Source organism: Sphingomonas sp. 35-24ZXX, assembly GCF_000786215.1.
GTDB lineage: Bacteria > Pseudomonadota > Alphaproteobacteria > Sphingomonadales > Sphingomonadaceae > Blastomonas.
In genome coordinates, this window is sequence record NZ_JROG01000003.1 from 1,213,184 (window position 1) to 1,231,401 (window position 18,218).

Here is an 18,218-nt window from a genome sequence, read left to right on the forward strand (position 1 = left end):
CTCACATTGTCGGGCAGCAAGTGGTCTCGGGCGCGCTCAACGCCCCCTTGGCGACCGGGCCGGGATCACCATAGACCGTCGCCTCGCCATCGGTGAAGAACGCTTCCCACACGATGCCATTGGGGTCCTTGACCCAGCTCTTTTCGGACCGGGCATAGCAGCAGGTGGTCTTGCCCTCTTCCAGCACCGGCTGATCGGCCCTGGCGAGGCCGGCATAGACTTGCGCCAGCTCGTCGGTGTTCTCCGCCTGGATGCCCAGATGCTCGATGCCTTCGCTGGCGCCGCAGCCGGCCAGCGAGATCGCGAAATTGACGCGCGGGTCTTCCAGCTGCCACTTGGCATAGTCGCTCTTCACCACCGTCGGCTCGGCGCCGAACATGGCAGAATAGAAAGCGATCGATCCGTCGAGGTCGCGGGTCTTGGCGTGGACATGCATGCGCTTCATCAGGTCTCTCCTTTGGAATGTCAGGTCAGCAGCCGGAGCCCCGGCAGCAGTTTTCGGTGAGAAAGCCGACCAGCGCGGCCATCGCGGCAAAGTCGGCGGAATAGATCAGGGATCGGCTCTCGCGGCGCTGCACGATCAGCCCTGCCTGCATCATCTGGTTCAAGTGGAACGACAGCGAGGACCGCGGAACGGCGAGCCTGTCGGCAAGATCGCCCGCGCTCACCCCGTCGGGCCCCGCCTCGACCAGCAGGCGGAAGGCTGCGAGACGGTGCTCCTGCGCCAGAGCGGCGAGCGCGGCGATGACATCGGCGCTGCCGAGCGTCGCGCGCGCCGTGGCTGCGGCAGGCTGATCGGCACAGAGGGTGGCTTTCGATTCCATATTTCCAATATTATGGAAATGTAGGTTCGCGTCAAGCAGCAAAAGCGGTAAACCCTTTGTGAACCATTTTGCCGCAATTTGGCCTTGATGTCCCCGCGTCCCGGAAACCTGCCCGTTCTGGCCCTTGCGGCTGCGTTGATGATCGCAGCCTGCCCCGCAACCGCCCAGGATGCGATGCTGCAATGCGTGCCCTATGCGCGCCAGGTCAGCGGTATCGAGATTTACGGCGATGCGCACAGCTGGTGGCAGCAGGCCGATGGCCGGTACGAGCGCGGCAAACGCCCTGCCCCGGGCGCCGTCCTCGCCTTCAAACCCCACCGTTCGATGCAGCTGGGGCATGTCGCTGCGGTGAGCAAGGTGATCGATTCGCGCAGGGTGCTGCTTGATCACGCCAACTGGTCGCCGATCAACGGGCGCAAGGGCCAGGTCGAGCGCAACGTCCTGGCCGAAGATGTGTCGGCGGCGAACGACTGGAGCGAGGTGCGCGTCTGGTATTCACCGATCGGCGGGCTGGGCACCACCCGCTATCCGGTGCACGGCTTCATCTATCCGCAGGGTCGCAAACCGCAGGACCTGCAGGCGGCTCCGGTGCAGATCGCGTCTGCCGATCAGCCCACCGGAAAGCTCAGCCGCGCCGAACGCAAGGCGCAGCGCCAGGCCGAGAAAGAGGCGCGCAAACGGCTCAAGCAGATCGAGAAGCAGCGCCGCGAATATGCGAAATATCTGAAGAAGCAGCAGAAAGCCCAACGCGAACGCGCAGGCGTATCCGTGCCTTCCGTGCCCCGGCTTGAGGCCGATCCGATCGGAGACCTGATCGGCCGCTCCGGCGGCTGAAGTTCGGCTTACGCCTTGGCGACGGGGGCGTCGTCGCCCAGATCCTTGTACCACGCTTCCACCGGGCCGCTGAGCTTCAGCGTCAGCGGCTGGCCCTTGCGGTCCATGGTCTTGCCGGCCTGGACGCGGATCCAGCCTTCGGAGATCGAATATTCCTCGACATTGTTCTTTTCGACGCCCTTGAAGCGGATGCCGATGCCGCGTGCGAGCAGGTCGCCATCGAAAAACGGGCTGCGCGGGCTGATCGCCAGCCGGTCCGGCGGAACATCGGCAGCGCCCGTGGCGGCAGCGGGCGTGGTCTGGTCGGCGGTTTCCGGAGTATCGGTCATGGTTCAGGTCCGTTCTGGCATAAGCAAGCCGCGCCCTTAGCCAGCCCTAGCGGACATCGCAATAGACCTGCCGGATGATCCCCTGGTCGAGCAATGCCCTGAACAACCGCACCGCAAGCCCCGGGGTGGAGAGATCGGTGACCTCGCCCGCATCGTCGACCGCAGCGCTGGCATCGACCAGCCGCAGGATCGCAGTCGGGTCGGTGGTCAGCACCCGGCCACGCCGCGGGGTGGATGCCGCGTTGACACCCACGACGCGGCCGGCCTCGTCAAAGGTCGGCCCGCCGCTGATCCCGCCCAGCGCGCCATCGGTCGGCGGCACTCGCTCCGCTTCGGCCCAGACCAGGATCGGTTCGGACTGACCGGCGGGCCCACCGCGTTGAGCATAGGTCGCGCCGATGAAGCGCGAGACCACCACCGAGGGTTCGCCCGCCGGAAAGCCCATATGATAGCCCAGGCTGCCTTCGGGCGGCATGTCGTCGGTGAGCGCCAGGGCGAACGCTGGGGGCGGCCCCTGACGGATCACCGAGACGTCCGCCTCGCGGCTTTCGATGACATCGGATATCGCATCAATCCCATCATCCGCGACCAGACCGATGCGATCGCAATCATGGGTCACATGCTGCGCGGTCAGCCAGGTGCCATCGCGATCAACGGCGAACGCGGTCCCCTGACTGTCCTGTTGCGGCCCGGGATCGGCAATCACGAAGCTTTCACCGATCTCGGGCAGCGGGCGCCTCGGGCCGCGCGGATCATATTGCTCGACGGTCAACGGAACATCGCTCCACTCCCCGCCATCGCCGCTGAACCACACCCATAGCAGCACGCCGCCCAGCACCCAGGGCAGGCATCCGCGCCGGTTCGACCCCCGGGTCCTGCTCATGACCGGACCGGTGCCGGGGAACCATTGGCGCTGTTGTGCATAATACTGACGCTAATGCCATCGGCGACAGAATCAAGCATGCTCGCGGGCGATGCGCGCAACAAGTCATCGATTCCTCGATGCAAGACAATGCGGCCGGCCAAAATTAACAGTCATTGACACTGTCATTAATTGAGCGTTCATCCTTGGAAAATCCACAAAGCTTTATGTGACATATTGGCCACGGCTTCCTAACATTGTTGATGGTGTTGGAACCGATTGGTGTGCCCATAGGTTTGGCAAGCGTCTGAATACCAAAAAGCAAGGACGCATAATATGAACAACCCCATCAAGATTTCCGCGGTTTCGGCCATCGCCATCGCGATGCTGGCCACTCCGGCATTCGCCCAGACCGTCAAGGAAGATACCGATTTTGACGGCGTCTATGTCGGCGGCCATTTCGGCTACTCGGCACAGTCCAGCCCGCGCGGTGAAGGCGTGACGTTCGACACCAATGTCGACGGCGATTTCAGCGACACGGTCCGCACCACCACCGGTGCCAACGCGTTCAGCACCGGCTTCTGCCGTGGCGCTGCGCAGACCAGCGTGGCCGCTGACGGATGCCGCCAGGATCAGAACGGCATCGAATACGGTGTCCGTATCGGTGCCGACAAGCGTTATGGCAATTTCGTCATCGGCGCGCTGGTTGAAGGCAGCCGTTCGGAAGCCAAGGATTCGGTGACCGCATTCAGCACCACCCCGGCGAACTACGTCTTCACGCGTGAACTCGATTACGCCGTGTCCGCGCGCGCTCGCGCCGGTTACACCCCCGGCGGCGGCATCCTGTTCTATGGCACCGGCGGTGCCAGCTACGGCCGCATCGACAACAGCTTCCGCACCTCGAACGGTGCCAATGCGTTCACCGGACGCAACGGCAAGGATTGGTCGTGGGGCTGGCAGGCCGGCGGCGGCGTCGAAGCCAAGATCGCGCCGAACATGAGCATCGGTCTGGAATATCTGTACAACACCTACACCAACGACGATTACGTGGTGAACGTCAGCCGCGGTACCGCGCCTGCGACCAACCCGTTCCTGTTGGCCGGTGGTCAGACCGACATGCGTCGCAGCGACCCCAATTTCGAATTCCACTCGATCCGCGTGACCACGGCGTTCCGCTTCTGATCGACCGGATTTCGGTATTGCAATGACGGATGGCGGGGCCTCGCGAGGGGCTCCGCCATTCTCTTATCCGGCCACGGCCGCCGCGTTGAGTGCTGCGAGCGCGATCTTGGTCATCGCCAAAAAGATCGCCGCGGCAACCTGGTCTTCCTCGATCCGCTTCGAGAGATTTCCGATCATCAGATCGATTACGCGAAAGGCGATCAGCTGCAGGATCAGCGTGACGCTCCCCCAGATCAGCACGTCCCACACATTCACCGATGCCGCGAGGCAGAACGCCAGCGGGAGGGCCAGGCCGAGCGCCGCGCCGCCCAGCGATACAGCCGCCGACACATTCCCGCCCCGGATCAACGCAAACTCGTTATGGGGCGTGATCCACATGTACAGCGCCAGGGCCAGCGCCCAGGCTGCGGTCGCAGAGCCCAGATGCAGCATGAAGATCGGCAGCCCGGCAAACAGGCTCTGGATTACGGGCATGGGATCGGTCATGGCGCAAACTGTTGACCCGAAAGCCGCGGGCGATCAAGCCCGATCCGAAATTGTCCCCTTTCCCGCAAGCCAGGCAGCCTTATGCATATCTGCATTCTCATCCCCGACGACGCCGACCTCGATCGCTACGACGACTGGCGCGACCAGGCCGTGCTGATCGAACCTCTGCTCGCCGCGCACGGCCTTGCCGTCACCTGGCGCGCATGGACCGACCCTGCCCCGCTCGATTGCGATCTGGTGCTGCCGCTGATGGCCTGGGGCTATCATCGCGATCTGCCGCGCTGGCGCGAACAGCTGGATCGCTGGAAGGGCACGCGGTTCCTCAACCTGCTCGACGTGCTGGGCTGGAACACCGACAAGCGCTATCTGCTCGAGCTGCAGCGCAAGGGTGTTTCGATCGTGCCGACGCGGTTTCACGACGAGCTTGGCGAGGCGGACCTTGCTGAGGCGCGCGCCGCGTTTGGCACCGACGATCTGGTGATCAAGCCGCCGGTATCAGCAGGCTCGGACCACACCTGGCTGTTGCGGGGGCCCGCCCCCTGCCCGGCCGAGGCCTTGGGCCTGGCGATGCTGGTCCAGCCGATGATGCCGGCCATCGCATCCGAGGGCGAATATTCGCTGTTCTGGCTGGCAGGTGCCTTCGCCCATGCCATCGTCAAGCGCCCCGCCGCTGGCGACTTTCGCGTGCAGGGCCAGTTCGGTGGGCAGAGCCGCGCGATCGAACCCCCCGCCGCGGCCCAGGCGCTGGCGCTCGCCACGCTGGCGGCCATCGATGCAGAGCTGCTCTATGCGCGGATCGACATGGTGGGCAATGGCCAAGGCGGCTATTGCCTGATGGAGATCGAGCTCATCGAACCCTGGCTGTCGCTCGACCGCACGGCGGATGGCGGGCAGGCCTTTGCCGCTGCGGTCGCTGCCGCTGCAGCCGCGCAGCCAGCCAGCGCCGGTTAAGGTCGCAGCGGCCACCACGCACGCGAACCACGGACAGGATATTCGATTGATGCTGATTGCCCCCGCCCTGATGCTGATCGCCGCGCTGCAGGTTGGGCCCGCAGATGCCAACGCCCCGGCCCCGCTTCCTCCGCAAAGCGCCCCCAGACCCGATCAGCTGCAAAGCGGGCCCAGCACGCGCGTGTTCAACGCGCCCATGGCCGACGAGGCGCGGTTCGATGCGTGCATGGACATGGCCACAGACGATCCGGCGAGCGGGATAATGGCGGCCAACGAATGGCTGATCGCGGGTGGCGGTTATTTCGCGCGGCACTGTCTGGGCTTTGCCTATGCCAAGGACGGCCGCTGGAGCGCGGCGGCAGATGCGTTCGTATCCGCCGCACGCGATGCCGAGCTGGCGCATGACAAGCGCGCGGCAAACCTGTGGACGCAGGCAGGCAACGCCGCGCTGGCTTCGGGTGATTCGGGCAAGGCGCTGACCTATTTCGACGCTGCGCTGGCGCAGGGCATGGCCGACGGGCTGATGCTGGGCGAACTGCATCTCGACCGCGCCCGCGCGCTGGTCGTGGCGGGCCGCACCGACGAGGCCGAGATCGCGCTCGCCGAAGCCCACCGTCTGGCGCCCGAGGATCCGCTCGCCTGGCTGCTCTCGGCCACACTGGCACGCCGTCTGGGCAAGCTTGACCGCGCGCAGGCCGATATCGACATTGCCGCGCGCCTGGCGCCACGCGATCCCGAAGTGGCGCTGGAGGCGGGCAATATCGCCGCGAGCGCAGGTCAGTATGACATCGCGCGGCGCAACTGGACCCAGGCGATCGATATCCGCCCGGAAGGTCCGGTCGCCAAGACCGCCCGGGGGCATCTGAGCCAGCTGGATGAGGCCGCGGCGGAGAGCCCGCAGGTCAAGCCCTGACCCTCCCTACCGGAATGCGCAACAGAGCCCTCCCCCTTGATGGGGGAGGGTTGGGTGGGGGTGATCTATCCGGATAGAAACTGGTTTACGTCCAATGCGAGGCAGCCCCCAACGCACCCTCACCCTCACCGCTGCGACTAGGTGGCAAGCCACCAAGTCTCGCTGCCTCTCTCATCAAGGGAGAGGCATGGTTGCGAGCGGAAGACGAGCACTGCCCATCAATCCAGATAGAAATCCACCGTCGTCACGACGCGGACCTTCTTGAACGGGGTGTCGCTAACACCCCAGCTGCCGCCGCCGTCACCATCGCGCGATTCCACCGAGAAATAGCCCTGGGTCGCGCTCTTGATGCCGCCGACGCCGGTGCCGCTGTCCTGCGCGAACTGTTCGGCCGATGCGCGTGCGTCCTTGGTCGCCTCGGCCACCATCTTGGGCTTGATGTCATTCAGCTTGGTAAAGCTGTAGGCCATGCCGGAGCCTTCCTCGAGCACCACGCCACGCCGGATCAGGTCGAACTGCCGTTTCACCGCCGCCTGCGCCTTCTTGATGTCGTTGGTGCGCAGCGACATGCGCTGGCGGATGGTATAGGTGGTTGATCCGTAATTGTTGTTGAACTGCGAGACATTGGCACCGGTCGGCTGCAGCGCCTCGCCATCGAAGCCCAGCTCGGTAAAGAAGCCGCGCAGCGCCTTGCTGTCGGCATCGATATCCGCCTGCGCGGTCGCCAGGTCGTCCGCCTGCGCCGAATAGGCGATAGTCCAGGTGGCAAGATCGGCGGTCACGTCCCTTTCCGCCAGACCGCGCACGGTCACAGAGCGGTCCGCCTGCTTGGCGCGCAGCAGCCCATCGCCCAGCAGATAGCCGCCCGCGACCATGCCCAGCGCCATGATCCCCGCGCCTGCCAAGAACACTTGGCCTGACAGCCAGCCGCGTTTGCCCGCGCCGTCCGATTCCCCACCCTCAACCATGTTTGAATGTCCTTCCAATGCCACGCGCACCGCCTATATCTGCTGGGTAACACCACCCTGACGGCACGACGGATCGATTAGCCTGTCTGCGATGAACCGTGTCTTAACTGCGATGAACTGAGGCTATTCTAATGACCAAATATCTGCACACGATGATCCGTGTCACTGACCCCGAAGCGACGGTGCGTTTTTTCGAACTGATCGGGCTCAAGGAGACACGGCGCTTCGACAGCGAGCAGGGCCGGTTCACGCTGATCTTCCTCGCAGCGCCCGGCCAAGAAGGGGTCGCCGAGGTCGAGCTGACGCATAACTGGGACCCGCAGGAATACACCGGCGGCCGCAATTTCGGGCACCTCGCCTATCGCGTCGAGAATGTCTACGAGACCTGCCAGCGGCTGATGGACGCCGGCGTCACCATCAACCGTCCGCCGCGCGACGGTCACATGGCGTTCGTGCGCAGCCCCGACGGCATCTCGATCGAGCTGCTGCAGGAAGGCTATCTCGAGCCTGCCGAGCCCTGGGCGTCGATGCCCAATACCGGCGAGTGGTAAGCTGCTGGTGACGCGCGGTACGCTGGGCTATAGTCAAAGCCTCCGGGGGCCAAAGACAAGGATGACGACCATGCGCAACATGCCCATCATGCTCAGCCTCGCCGCGCTCGCCTGTGCCACCCCGCTGGTCGCATCGGACAGCCGAGATGCGGATATCCGCGCGCGAACGGCCGAAGCCATCGCCAATCTGGACGAACGCGGCCAGAAGCTCGCGAAAAACTATCTCAGGGACCGGGTAGCGGGCGATCCGGTCGCCTGCATCCCGCGCGTCCGCCTCCGCCGTTCGACCGCCGCCAGCGACGACGTGCTGCTGTATGACGATGGCTCGGTGGTGTACGTCAATACCCCCTATCTCGGCTGCCCGCGCGCGCGCGACAACACGATGATCTCGCAGACCCCGATCGGCCGCCTGTGCTCGGGCGACATCGTGCTGGTGCAGGACCTGCGCATAAACGTGCCGCTAGGCAGCTGCGCGCTGAGCGAGTTCGTGCCCTATCGCAAGGTGAAGAAGGGGGGCTAGGGTCGCGCAGGACCCACCCCGGTTCAGCGAGCTGAACCTGCCCCTCCCGCAATTGGGGGGAAAGAGAGATTGCACCACCCTTTTCCCCTCCCGTTTACGGGAGGGGTGCCCGAAGGGCGGGGTGGGCCTGTAGATCGGAGGGAATGCCAGCGTGCCGGAATTTCATGCGCGCAACACTCCACGTGCACGCAGTCTGCGCAACAGCGCAACGATCAGCGAAAAACGTCTCTGGCTGTATCTCAACAAACGCCAGCGCAGAGGCCATCGCTTTTCGCGGCAGATACCGATCGGACCGTATTTTTGCGACTTCCTGTGCCGAGAAGCCTGCCTGGTTGTCGAGGTTGATGGCGACACACATGACTATACTGTCGAGCACGACCAGCGGCGCGATGCCTTCATGCGCAAGGACGGATATCGCATCCTGCGATTTCAGAATGAAGATATCCGAGATGGCCTAGAGAGCGTGCTGCTCAAGATTGATGACGCCCTGCTGGAATGGGAAGCTGCTCAGGCCCACCCCGGTTCAGCGAGCTGAACCTGCCCCTCCCGCAAGCGGGAGGGGAAAAAGGTAGCTCGTCATCTGTGCCTTCCATAGGGAGCGGGGCCCGCAGGCCTTGGCGTGGTGGCGCGCTAACCAAACCCCGCCAGAAACGCCGCGACATTGGCACCCAGCGCGTCGACGGCATAGCCGCCTTCCATGACGATCACGGTCGGCAGATCCAGCGCAGCGATGGATGCGGCGATCGGCGTGTAGTCCGCGGTCTGCAGAGCGAACTGCGAGATCGGATCGCCGGCAAAGGTATCCGCGCCGAAGGAGACGCACAGCAGGTCCGCGCCGAAGTCGCGGATGGCTGCAAGGCCGGTTTGCAACGCAGCCCTATAGGCATCCAGGTCCGTTCCGCGCGGCAGTGGCAGGTTGAGGGTTGCGCCCTCGCCCGCCCCCTCGCCGCGCTCGTCGGCATGGCCCCAGAAGAATGGATAATCGGTGGCAGGATCGGCATGGACCGAAACGAACAGCACATCGCCGCGGTCGTAGAAAATGTCCTGCGTGCCATTGCCGTGGTGATAATCGACATCGAGGATCGCGATGCGCTTTTTGCCCGCCGCGATTGCTGCCTCTGCGGCCACCGCGACATTGTTGATGAAGCAATAGCCGCCCAGATAATCCGCGCCGCAATGATGGCCAGGCGGGCGGCACAGCGCGAACGCCGCGCGGTCGCCGGCCAGCACCGCCTCGGCTGCCGCCAGCGCCGATTGCGCGCCCCAATAGGCGCTGGTCCAAGTGCCAGCCGCAATCGGGCTGGAAGCATCGAAGCTGAACTGGCCGAGGTCCGCATCGATGCGATTGAGGTTCAGCGGACGCCGGCCCACCACCGGCCAGGCATAGCCATGCGCATCGCCGTTGCGTCCTGCCGCCACCCAGCGTTCGTGCGCGGTCTGCAGGAAGGCGAGGTAATTGTCCTTGTGCACCCGGCGGATCGGTTCGAGCCCGGCATCGCGCGGAGTCTCCACCTGGGTGAGCGCGCCGAGGACATTCTCCATCCGCCCGCGATGCTCGGCATACGGGACATAGGCCCCGTTGTGCAGCTCCATCGCCGGCGCATGGTCATGCTGGCGAGAATCGAAGAACGTCTTCATTGCGCGAACAGCTTCCTGAGGAACACGGTCTCGACCTCGCGGCGCAGGTCATTGTTCGCCTTCTTGAGGAAGCCATGCCCCTCGTCGGCATAAAGCACGTACCACGTCTCCACGCCATTGCCGCGCAAGGCCGCGACCACCTGATCGGATTCGGACTGCGGCACGCGCGGGTCGTTGGCGCCCTGCATCACCATCATCGGCTTGGTGATCTTGCCCACGTTCTTCAGCGGCGCGATGCGCTCAAACACGGCGCGCATCTTGGGGTCGCGCTCGTCGCCATATTCGGCACGGCGGTTGTCGCGGCGATAGGCCTCGGTATTGGCCATGAAGCTGATGAAGTCGCTGATGCCATAGCGCTCCACCCCGCCGACGAGCTTGTCCGAGTAGAAGGTCATGCTCGCCAGCGACATATAGCCGCCGTAGGACTGGCCATAGACCACGATGCGCTTGGCATCCATGCCGGGCTGCGCGCCTGCCCAGTCGATCAGCGCGCCGATATCCTTGACGCTGTCTTCGCGCAGCGGTCCGTTGTCGAGGTTGAGGTACTTGGTGCCATAGCCATCCGACCCGCGCACATTGGGCAGGATCACGACCGCCCCCAGAACATCGGCGAAATATTGCGCGCCCGGGTTCCAGCTGGGCCGGGTCTGCGCCTCGGGCCCGCCATGAATGTCGATGATCACCGGCAGCCTGGCATCGGGCGCGGCATTTTTCGGGCGATAGACCAGGGCGGGCACCGACAGGCCGTCAAAGCTCTTGAAGCGCACCAGCGTCGGTTCGGCGAGCTTTGCAGGGTCGAGCTCGCCGGCTTCGGACTGGGTCCAGCGCGTGACGGCGCCACTGCCCAGATCGAGATCCCACACATCGCCCGCGGTGGTGGCGTTGGTCAGGCCGATCGCAAGCTTCCTGCCATCGGGCGAGAAGGACAAGGCGGTGATCACGCCGCGCGGCAGCTTGGGCGAGGAGACAGCAGCGGGCGTGGTCAGCGACGTCACCATCACGCGCGAGAAGCCATCCTCGTTCAGCGTGTAGGCCAGCGTGCGGCCATCGGCCGCCAGATCATAGCCTTCGACGTCCCAGTTCAGCTTTTCGGACAGCTGCACCATCTGGCCGCTGGCAACATCGATCCGCACCAACCGCCGGAAATCGCCGCCCGCGTTGGTGATCGCCAGGATCGCCTTGCCGCCATCGATGAAGCGCGCTTCCTCGAACCGCGCCTTGGCCTTGACCGAAAAATCGAGCGGCGTGACCTTGCCGCTGGCCATGTCGAGCAGCATCAGCTGGTTTTCGCGGTTCGAGATGCCCTTGGCAAGCAGCACCGTCGTCTTGTCCGCGCTGATGTCCTGCGGGCCGACCGCGCCGGTGCCCTGCCAGACAAGCCTGCGGCTCTTGGGGTCCGCCGGATCGGCGGCCATGATCGCATAATCGGCCGACCCCTTGGTGGCGCGCGACCAGACCAGCAGGCTGCCATCCTTGGCGAACACCGGCGACTGGTTGCGCGTCACCGGCTCGGTGAGCGGCTGGCCGACACCGTCGAGATCGCGGACGAACAGCTGGAACCATTCGTCGCCGCCGGTATCGCGCGTCAGCACGAAGCGGTCCGTGCCCGGGACCGCCTTCGCGCCGCCCACAGGCTCGTTATAATAGGTCAGCTGCCGCCGCGCCGCGCCGGGGCTGGCGACATGATGCACCTGAAAGGTCGATCCGAAACGGGTGGTGATGAGCATCGATCCATCGGGCAGCCAGTCCTGAAACCGCGCTTCGCGATAGTTCTGATAGCGCTGCACCGCATCGCGAATGTCCTGCGGGATCTCGGGCACGTTCTCCAGCCGCGCGGTGCCGACCTGGCGGGTTTCCACCTGCGCCTGCTGCGCGCTGGCGGGAACGGCGATGAGCGCGGAAAAGGCCAGCAAAGACGTACGAAGCAGCATGCGACATTCCTTGTGATATTGCAGGACCCCGCCCCCGGGTCGGGACAGTCCACGGAGCGGTGGAAAGGGATGGCGGATCGTACACAGATCAAGGCATCGCACAAGCCCGTTGCCGCCCCCCGAGGGTCACAGCCTCGTTCAGGGCCGGGGCAGAGTTTTCAAGGCCTTACGATCAGAATATGCCCATCGCCAGCCCTGCACCGAACATCGTGCCAAGCTCGCGCACCGGCTCCAGCGTCGGGGCATCCAGATGCTTGGGCGCGGCAATGGCATCCGCAGTCTGCGCATGCGTGCAGACGATCACGCTTTCGGCGATCTGCTTCAGCCGCCAGCCGGTAGCGATGCGTTCGATCTGGCGGACCGCAGCTGCACCGTCGGACCCCGCTGCGACCATCACCGCATAGGGCCTGCCCTCGATCCGCCCCAGCACCGGGTAATAGCAGCGGTCGAAGAATTCCTTCATGGCGCCGGTCATGCTGGCGAGATTTTCCGGGCAGACGAACAGATAGCCGTCTGCCTCCAGCAGATCGCCAGGCTGGGCGTCATCGGCAGCCAGCACACGCACCGCGCATTCGCCGGCAGCGGCCTCACATGCCGCCTCAGCCATCGCGCGCGCCGCGCCGGTGCGGCTGTGCCAGATGATCAGCAGGGTCGGCGCATCGGTCATCGCTCTGGTCTAGCGGTCCTGCCGTGACGGTCCACCGCTTTTGCGACAAGCCCTCGCCAAAGCTGGACAGGCAAGGTAGATCGTCCGCTGAACCAATCCGTTCTCCGGCAGACGCCGGAGCCCAGGCGTCAGATTGCGCTGCATTCGCCCTGGATTCCGGCTTGCGCCGGAAAGCGGTTCACTCGACAGCTCAGGAATTTCGCGCCCGATGGCCACGCTGCACCCCGACCCCGTACTTGGCATCACCCAGTCGATGACCGGCCAGCCCTGGCACTGGCGTGGAGCCGAGGGCGACAGGCGCGATGCCGATCTGCAGCCCGATGACCTGGTCTCGCTGCTGCTGCTCAGCCGCGGCGTGCCGCGCGACGACCTCGACCGCCACCGCACCCCCACCATCCGCAGCTTCATGCCCGACCCCTCGATCTTCCGCGACATGGACAGTGCCGCCGACCGGCTGGCCCAGGCGGTGATCGCGCGCGAAAAGGTGACGGTGTACGGCGATTATGATGTCGACGGCGCGACCAGCGCCGCCCTTCTGATCCGCCTGTTGCGCGATCTCGGGCTCGACGCCGGCGCGTATATCCCCGACCGGCTGATGGAAGGCTATGGCCCATCGGGCGCGGCGCTCACCAGCCTGGCCGCCGACGGATCGACGCTGATCGTCACAGTCGATTGCGGGGCGATGGCCTATGAGGCCCTGCAGATGGCGCACGATGTCGGCGTCGATGTCGTCGTGGTCGACCACCACAAATGCGCCAGCGAACTGCCGCGCGCCTTTGCCCTGGTGAACCCCAACCGGCTCGACGAGGACGACGAGGCGGCATCGCACGGCCACCTCGCCGCCGTGGGCGTCGCCTTTCTGCTCGGCGCGGCACTGGTCCGCACCTTGCGCGCGCAGGGCTATTTCACCAGCCGCAGCGAACCTGCGCTGATGGAGCTGCTCGATCTGGTGGCACTGGGAACCGTGGCCGATGTCGCGCAGTTGAAGGGCCTGAACCGCGCCTTCGTGGCGCAGGGTCTCAAGATCATGGCGCGGCGGCGCAATATCGGCATGGCGGCGCTGATCGACGCCAGCCGCCTGACGCGGGCCCCAGTCTGCTCGGACCTGGGCTTTGCGCTCGGCCCGCGAATCAATGCCGGCGGCCGCGTCGGGGCGGCGGACCTGGGCGTGCGACTGCTGACCACGCAGGACGAAGCCGAGGCAGCCGATATCGCCGCACAGCTCTCGCGTCTCAACGAGGAACGCCGCGCGATCGAGGCGATGGTGCAGGAGGAGGCCGAAGGACTGCTGGCTGCTCAGCACAATCGTGCGGTGGCGGTTCTGTCCGGCAAGGGCTGGCATCCCGGCGTCATTGGCATTGTTGCGGGGCGAATCAAGGAACGCACGGGCAAGCCCTCGCTGGTCATCGCGGTGGATGATGCCGGCATCGGCAAGGGATCGGGCCGGTCGATCCCCGGGGTCGATCTGGGCGCGGCGATCATCACGGCCAAGGAGGCAGGGTATCTGGTGGCGGGCGGCGGCCATGCGATGGCGGCGGGCCTCACGATCAACGCGGACATGCTCGACCGCTTTAACGACTTTCTCGAGGACCGGCTGGCGGGTCCCGTCGCGGCGGCGTCAGGTGCGACGCGGCTGCTGGTCGATGCACTCGTTGCCCCGCGCGGGCTGACGCCCGACCTGATCGAGCGGATGGAAAGCGCCGGCCCCTATGGCATGGGCTGGCCTGCGCCGCGGATCGCCACCGGCCCGGTGCGTATCGTGCGCTGCGATGTCGTGGGCACCACGCACGTCCGCGCGATCGCGGCGGGAGACGATGGCGCGTCCTTCAAGGCGATGGCCTTCCGCAGCGTCGATACCCCGCTGGGCCAGGCGCTGCTGGGGGCCCCGCGCGACCGTCGTTTCTGGATCGCCGGCCGCGCAAAGATCGACAACTGGAACGGCAATCACGCGGCAGAAATGCATGTCGACGACCTTGCTCCGGTGGATCGCTGAAAAAGCTTCAAAAAGGCAAATAGCGCGCTTGACTGCCCCGCCGCGAATCCCTAATGGGTCGCTTCCCGCGAAGATGGCCCCTTCGTCTAGCGGTTAGGACGCGGCCCTTTCACGGCTGAAACACGGGTTCGATTCCCGTAGGGGTCACCACGGGATGCCTTGCGAAGGCATCCCGTTGAATGCCAGGTACCGGGTTCAGCGCAACATCCTGAAACAGGTCTGCAATGACGCCTGCATCGGCAATGTCGGTGTTAGGCCGTTCGCGCCAACATGCTAGGCAGCGAGCGCCTGGCCTGTGCGTTCGAGCCGGGCCACGTCCGCCTTGGGTGGCGCGCCAAACAGGCGGCGGTATTCGCGGCTGAACTGCGACGGGCTGTCGTAGCCCACGGCAAAACCCGCTGCTCCCGCCGTCAGCCCTTCGGACAGCATCAGGTTGCGCGCCTGCTGCAGCCGCAGCTGCTTTTGATATTGCAACGGCGTCAGCCCGGTGACGGTCTTGAAATGCTGGTGCAGCGACGAGACGCTCATCCGCGCGGCAACCGCCACGTCGGCGATCCGCAGCTGCGCGCCCGTGTTGGCGCGAATGAAGGTGATCGCCCTGCTGATCTGGCCCAGATGGCTGTCGCCCGAAGCCGCATGGCGCAGCATGGTGCCGTGCGGTCCGGTAAGCAGCCGATAGAGAATTTCGCGCTGGATCAGCGGCGCGAGCGCGGGGATCGCCTGCGGCGTTTCGAGCAGGCGAAGCAACCGGCAGGCGGCATCCAGCAGCGCTGGATCGCTCGGATGCACCGCCAGCGCCGGTGGGTCACCGGACGGCAGCGTCGCGCCCTCGGCGGTGATCAGATCGGCGATCACGGCCGGATCAAGGTCGATCTTGCAACAGAGATAAGGCTGCTCCTCGCTGGCGCTGACAACAGTGCCGACCAGGGCAAGGTCGATCGAGGCGATCAGATAGCGCGACGGGTCATAGTGAAGCACGCGCTCGCCAATCGCGACGGTCTTTGCGCCCTGGACGATGATACAAAGCGAGGGATCATAGACCGTCGGCAACGGCAAGCTCGGCTGATCGGCGCGGATCAGCCACAGGCCCGGGATGCACGATGGCGCCATGCCGGGATGCGCGGCGTGACGGGCGATCAACTGCGCCATTTCGATGGTGCTGGTCATGCCGCCATCCTCCACCATTGGTTGCCACCCCGCAAGGCACCTCCGTGATGATCTGGAGGATCGTGCAAACTTTTCGGGCAATCCGTCTACCGCCTGGGCCCGCCCGAACGGCACAACAGCGCCATCACCACGAATGGAGCACCCCATGACCGATCTGACCCAGACCACCATCCTCATCACCGGCGCCTCAAGCGGCATCGGCGAGGCCACGGCGCGCGAACTTGCGGGCACGGGCGCCAGGCTTTTTCTCGGCGCGCGGCGCACCGACCGGCTGGCCAGGCTTGCCGAAGAGCTTGGAGACAATGTCGCCTGGCATGCGCTTGATGTGGTCGACGCTGATGGCTTCGAGGCATTCGCCGCCGCCGCCCTGGCACGCTTCGGGCGCGTTGACGCGTTGGTCAATAATGCCGGCGTGATGCCGCTGGCCCCGCTCGCGGCCCTCAAGCGCACCGAGTGGAAGCGGATGATCGACGTCAACATCCACGGCGTGCTCAACGGCATGGCTGCGGTGCTGCCGCATTTCGTAGCGCAGGGCAGCGGGCATGTGATCAACGTCGCATCGATCGGCGCCCATCTGGTGTTGCCCACGGCCGCGGTCTATTGCGCCACCAAGCATGCGGTGCGCGCAATCACCGAAGGCCTGCGGCTGGAGCACGACACCATCCGCGCTACGCTCATCTCGCCCGGTGTGGTCGCTACCGAGCTCGGGCATGACATCACCGATCCGGCAGTCGCCGAAGCGCTGATCGAATGGCGCAAGCAATCTCTCACGCCCGATGCCATTGCCCGCGCTGTGCGCTTTGCGCTGGAACAGCCCGCCGGGGTCGATATCAACGAGATTATCGTGCGCCCCACATCGGCGGGCATGTAAGGAGCCATCGCAATGCAAACACGCCAACTGGGAGCAAATGGCCCCAAAGTCTCCGCGCTGGGCTTGGGCTGCATGGGGATGTCGGACTTTTATGGCCCGGCGGACCGCGGCGAAAGCCTTGCCACCCTGGCCGCCGCGGTCGAGCGGGGGGTGACCCTGCTCGACACCGGCGATTTTTATGGCATGGGCCATAACGAGATGCTGATTGGCGAGGCGTTACGCGCGCTGCCGCGCGATCGCCTGACCCTGAGCGTCAAGTTCGGCGCCTTGCGCGATCCCGATCTGGGCTGGCATGGTTATGACGCCCGCCCGGCGGCGGTGAGGAACTTTGCCGCTTATTCCCTGCGCCGACTGGGGGTGGACCAGATCGATATCTATCGCCCGTCACGGCTCGACCCGGATGTACCGATCGAGGAGACCGTCGGTGCCATCGCCGATCTGGTCAAAGCCGGGCATGTGCGCCATATCGGCCTGTCGGAAATGAGCGCGGAAACCATCCGGCGGGCGCACGCTGTGCACCCGATCTGCGATCTGCAGATCGAGTATTCGCTGCTGTCGCGCGGGATCGAGGACGGCATCCTGGCCACCTGCCGCGAGCTTGGCATCGGCATCACCGCTTATGGTGTGCTCTCGCGGGGCCTGATCAGCGGGCACTGGACCAAGAACATCAAGGCCGCCGATTTCCGCAGCATCAGCCCGCGGTTTCAAGGCGGCAACCTCGAACGCAACCTTGTATTGGTCGAGGCCCTTCGCCTTCTGGCCGCTGACAAGGGAATTTCGGTCGCTCAGCTGGCGATCGCCTGGGTGCTGGCGCAGGGCGACGACATTGTCCCATTGGTCGGCGCGCGCCACAGGGACCGGCTTTCGGAATCGCTCGGCGCACTCGATGTGAAGCTGACGTCAGACGATGGCGCGCGGATCGAGGCTTGCGTGCCCAAGGGCGCTGCAGCCGGAGCGCGTTACCCCGAGGCGCTGCTCAGGCATCTGGACAGCGAAACCGGCCTGGCCTGATGTGGCCTTCGGCAGGCGGGGTTGCCATAGCGTTTCCCGCCTGCCGGAGCAGGGCGCTGCAGGTATGCGTCGTGGTCTTTGACAGTCCAGGGATCATTGGTGTGCATGCGCATCGGCACGCGTGTTGCGCACAGGCCGACTGTCAGGCTTTGGCAATCGGTCGGCTATCCGGGACGATGGGCCAGGTGCCCCTCTGCAAAAATTCTATTGCGCCGCATTAGCATTACGGGACAGAGGCGCGAGTTTCGCGGTGTGGAAACGTCCCTGCTGCACAGATCCTGATCAGCCTGCGGATCGACGAGACATCGAACACCGCACCAGCGTGGCCGTTGCCTCGAGGTCATGAGAAGAGCCCCGGCAGGCTCCAGCTCACGCAATGTGCGAACAATGGACCGCAGTTCACGAGCAAGATCGAGCGTTGCCGTTCAAATTCCGCCTGAACAAGGCGAGCAAACAGACGCCTCGGCAAGCGGGATTGGGCTCTGGAGAACTGATTGCACGAAAGTTGGTTGCGGGAGCA

20 protein-coding genes and 1 tRNA gene are annotated in these 18,218 nt (G+C 65.1%); 11 read left to right on the forward strand and 10 right to left on the reverse strand.

Translation table 11 applies throughout. From position 1 onward, the window contains the following. Window position 1: 1 nt before the first annotated feature. Both LI72_RS08160 and LI72_RS08165 read right to left on the reverse strand, forming a co-directional pair. Window positions 2–445 carry an ArsI/CadI family heavy metal resistance metalloenzyme gene (locus LI72_RS08160; protein ID WP_033925189.1) on the reverse strand — a complete coding sequence of 148 codons (444 nt, stop codon included), beginning with the start codon at window positions 443–445 and terminating at the stop codon, window positions 2–4. 25 nt (window positions 446–470) lie between these two features. Next, a complete protein-coding gene (locus LI72_RS08165; protein WP_052129612.1) occupies window positions 471–824 on the reverse strand; it encodes an ArsR/SmtB family transcription factor in 354 nt (117 codons plus the stop codon). 87 nt (window positions 825–911) lie between these two features. Between LI72_RS08165 and LI72_RS08170 the strand changes: the two genes are divergently transcribed. Then, window positions 912–1,658, forward strand: coding sequence for a CHAP domain-containing protein (locus LI72_RS08170; protein WP_033925190.1), 747 nt, complete (start codon window positions 912–914; stop codon window positions 1,656–1,658). An 8-nt stretch (window positions 1,659–1,666) separates the two neighbouring features. On the opposite strand, the gene LI72_RS08175 is transcribed toward LI72_RS08170, so the two are convergent. Then, complete coding sequence (locus LI72_RS08175) at window positions 1,667–1,987, reverse strand: DUF3297 family protein (RefSeq protein ID WP_033925191.1); 321 nt, start codon at window positions 1,985–1,987, stop codon at window positions 1,667–1,669. Window positions 1,988–2,033: 46 nt separating this feature from the next. After that, window positions 2,034–2,870 carry a S1 family peptidase gene (locus tag LI72_RS08180; protein ID WP_033925192.1) on the reverse strand — a complete coding sequence of 279 codons (837 nt, stop codon included), beginning with the start codon at window positions 2,868–2,870 and terminating at the stop codon, window positions 2,034–2,036. A gap of 315 nt (window positions 2,871–3,185) precedes the next feature. On the opposite strand from LI72_RS08180, the gene LI72_RS08185 reads away from it, so the two are divergent. Beyond that, window positions 3,186–4,031 (forward strand): outer membrane protein, encoded by an 846-nt coding sequence (locus LI72_RS08185; RefSeq protein WP_033925193.1) that lies wholly within the window; start codon window positions 3,186–3,188, stop codon window positions 4,029–4,031. A 63-nt stretch (window positions 4,032–4,094) separates the two neighbouring features. Here LI72_RS08185 and LI72_RS08190 read toward each other — a convergent pair whose 3' ends face one another. Continuing rightward, window positions 4,095–4,517, reverse strand: a complete 423-nt coding sequence (locus LI72_RS08190; protein ID WP_033925194.1) for a DUF350 domain-containing protein — start codon at window positions 4,515–4,517, stop codon at window positions 4,095–4,097. A gap of 81 nt (window positions 4,518–4,598) precedes the next feature. Between LI72_RS08190 and LI72_RS08195 the strand changes: the two genes are divergently transcribed. Then, complete coding sequence (locus LI72_RS08195; protein WP_033925195.1) at window positions 4,599–5,468, forward strand: ATP-grasp domain-containing protein; 870 nt, start codon at window positions 4,599–4,601, stop codon at window positions 5,466–5,468. A 49-nt stretch (window positions 5,469–5,517) separates the two neighbouring features. Further along, window positions 5,518–6,381, forward strand: coding sequence for a tetratricopeptide repeat protein (locus LI72_RS08200; RefSeq protein ID WP_197051845.1), 864 nt, complete (start codon window positions 5,518–5,520; stop codon window positions 6,379–6,381). A gap of 218 nt (window positions 6,382–6,599) precedes the next feature. Here the strand turns inward: LI72_RS08200 and LI72_RS08205 are convergent, their stop codons facing one another. Continuing rightward, complete coding sequence (locus tag LI72_RS08205; protein WP_033925196.1) at window positions 6,600–7,349, reverse strand: SIMPL domain-containing protein; 750 nt, start codon at window positions 7,347–7,349, stop codon at window positions 6,600–6,602. A 131-nt stretch (window positions 7,350–7,480) separates the two neighbouring features. Between LI72_RS08205 and LI72_RS08210 the strand changes: the two genes are divergently transcribed. The 3 genes from LI72_RS08210 (at window position 7,481) to LI72_RS08220 (ending at window position 8,955) form a co-directional block, all read left to right on the forward strand. Further along, window positions 7,481–7,900: a VOC family protein gene (locus tag LI72_RS08210; protein ID WP_033925197.1), complete on the forward strand. Its 420-nt coding sequence runs from the start codon at window positions 7,481–7,483 to the stop codon at window positions 7,898–7,900. A gap of 70 nt (window positions 7,901–7,970) precedes the next feature. Further along, window positions 7,971–8,420 (forward strand): hypothetical protein, encoded by a 450-nt coding sequence (locus LI72_RS08215; RefSeq protein ID WP_156139536.1) that lies wholly within the window; start codon window positions 7,971–7,973, stop codon window positions 8,418–8,420. Between the two features lie 151 nt (window positions 8,421–8,571). Beyond that, window positions 8,572–8,955, forward strand: a complete 384-nt coding sequence (locus LI72_RS08220; RefSeq protein ID WP_033925199.1) for an endonuclease domain-containing protein — start codon at window positions 8,572–8,574, stop codon at window positions 8,953–8,955. A 95-nt stretch (window positions 8,956–9,050) separates the two neighbouring features. Here the strand turns inward: LI72_RS08220 and LI72_RS08225 are convergent, their stop codons facing one another. The 3 genes from LI72_RS08225 to LI72_RS08235 form a co-directional block, all read right to left on the reverse strand. After that, complete coding sequence (locus tag LI72_RS08225) at window positions 9,051–10,058, reverse strand: histone deacetylase family protein (RefSeq protein ID WP_033925200.1); 1,008 nt, start codon at window positions 10,056–10,058, stop codon at window positions 9,051–9,053. Then, window positions 10,055–11,989, reverse strand: coding sequence for a S9 family peptidase (locus LI72_RS08230; protein ID WP_033925201.1), 1,935 nt, complete (start codon window positions 11,987–11,989; stop codon window positions 10,055–10,057). The genes LI72_RS08225 and LI72_RS08230 overlap by 4 nt, the downstream gene beginning before the upstream one ends. 172 nt (window positions 11,990–12,161) lie before the next feature. Continuing rightward, window positions 12,162–12,656 (reverse strand): flavodoxin family protein, encoded by a 495-nt coding sequence (locus LI72_RS08235; RefSeq protein ID WP_033925202.1) that lies wholly within the window; start codon window positions 12,654–12,656, stop codon window positions 12,162–12,164. Between the two features lie 208 nt (window positions 12,657–12,864). Here LI72_RS08235 and recJ point away from each other — a divergent pair, with 208 nt between their 5' ends. Further along, window positions 12,865–14,649 (forward strand): single-stranded-DNA-specific exonuclease RecJ, encoded by a 1,785-nt coding sequence (gene recJ / locus LI72_RS08240; RefSeq protein WP_033925203.1) that lies wholly within the window; start codon window positions 12,865–12,867, stop codon window positions 14,647–14,649. 75 nt (window positions 14,650–14,724) lie between these two features. Continuing rightward, window positions 14,725–14,799: transfer RNA gene (locus LI72_RS08245), tRNA-Glu, on the forward strand. 123 nt (window positions 14,800–14,922) lie between these two features. Here the strand turns inward: LI72_RS08245 and LI72_RS08250 are convergent. Next, window positions 14,923–15,816 carry an AraC family transcriptional regulator gene (locus LI72_RS08250; protein WP_033925470.1) on the reverse strand — a complete coding sequence of 298 codons (894 nt, stop codon included), beginning with the start codon at window positions 15,814–15,816 and terminating at the stop codon, window positions 14,923–14,925. A gap of 145 nt (window positions 15,817–15,961) precedes the next feature. On the opposite strand from LI72_RS08250, the gene LI72_RS08255 reads away from it, so the two are divergent. Together LI72_RS08255 and LI72_RS08260 are read left to right on the forward strand one after the other, a co-directional pair. After that, window positions 15,962–16,687: an SDR family oxidoreductase gene (locus LI72_RS08255; protein ID WP_033925204.1), complete on the forward strand. Its 726-nt coding sequence runs from the start codon at window positions 15,962–15,964 to the stop codon at window positions 16,685–16,687. A 12-nt stretch (window positions 16,688–16,699) separates the two neighbouring features. Continuing rightward, the gene (locus tag LI72_RS08260) at window positions 16,700–17,698 is read left to right on the forward strand and encodes an aldo/keto reductase (RefSeq protein WP_033925205.1); all 999 of its coding nucleotides are present in this window, start codon (window positions 16,700–16,702) and stop codon (window positions 17,696–17,698) included. The last annotated feature ends 520 nt before the right edge of the window (window positions 17,699–18,218 follow it).